We start from the raw sequence: 1,181 nt of genomic DNA on the forward strand, positions 1-1,181 counted from the left end.
AGCTCGTGCACCGCGCGGTCCTGCGTCAGTGTCACGTCGCCGGTCGCCGTGTTGACCGCCAGCGTGAACACCAGCCAGGCGGCGTCATTTTCATGGCCGGTGACATAGCCGGAGATCGTGTTGCCGCTCTGGTCGAGCACGACCGCAAGACCGGAGGCGCTGTCGATCAGATTGGTCGCCGTGCCGTTGCCGGCAATGCTCAGCGTGTATGCCGTCGTCGCATTGTCGGCACCGGTCACCACCGTGAACGCGCCTGCGAAGCTCTCCTTGTCGAGCGTATGGCCCTGGGTCGGCACCAGATCCGGCGTCGAGCCGTTGATGCCGGCGTTGGTCGAAGCCGAGAGGTATGCCTCAAAGGTGTTCAGCGAGTTGACGTTCCCGCTCAGCGAGATCGACGGACCATCGTCGTGGAACGTGACGTGGCTGCTGAGGTCGAGCTTCTGGCTCGCGCTGTCGCCGTCCTTGTCGGTGACCGTCGCGGTCAGCGTCACCAGGCCGCCGGTCAGGCTGATGCCTTCACCGGTGTCCGGGCTCGAGGCGGTGAGTTCATGCACCGCGCGGTCTTGCGTCAAGGTAACATTGCCCGTTGCCGGGTCGACCGCCAGCGTGAACACCAGCCACGCAGCGTCATTTTCATGACCGGTCACATAGCCGGACACCGTGTTGCCGGTCTGGTCGAGCACGACCGCAAGACCGGAGGCGCTGTCGATCAGATTGGTCGCCGTACCGTTGCCGGCAATGCTCAGCGTGTATGCCGTCGTCGCATTGTCCGCGCCGGTCACAACCGTGAACGCGCCTGCGAAGCTCTCCTTGTCGAGGGTATGGCCCTGGGTCGGCACCAGATCCGGCGTGGAGCCGTTGACGCCCGCGTTGGTCGCGGCCGACAGATAGGCTTCAAAGGTGTTCAGCGAGCCAATTTTTCCGGTCAGCGCGATCGACGGGCCATCATCGTGGAACGTGACATGCGAGCTGAGGTCGAGCTTCTGGGCGGCGCTGTCGCCGTCCTTGTCGGTGACCGTCGCGGTCAGCGTCACCAGACCATCGTTCAGGCTGATGCCTTCACCGGTGTCCGGGCTGGACGCCGTGTTCTCGTGCACCGCGCGGTCCTGCGTCAGCGTCACGTCGCCGGTCGCCGTGTTCACCGTCAGCGTGAACACCAGCCAGGCCGCCTGGCCCTCATG

At 65.0% G+C, this 1,181-nt stretch carries 1 protein-coding gene; it reads right to left on the reverse strand.

Going from position 1 to position 1,181, the window contains the following annotated elements; all coding sequences use genetic code 11:
* On the reverse strand, window positions 1-1,181 hold a 1,181-nt coding region (locus QMZ05_RS40855; protein ID WP_353705892.1), incomplete at both ends, for a DUF5801 repeats-in-toxin domain-containing protein.

Origin of the sequence: Bradyrhizobium sp. INPA03-11B, assembly GCF_040446015.1 — a bacterium.
GTDB lineage: Bacteria > Pseudomonadota > Alphaproteobacteria > Rhizobiales > Xanthobacteraceae > Bradyrhizobium > Bradyrhizobium macuxiense_A.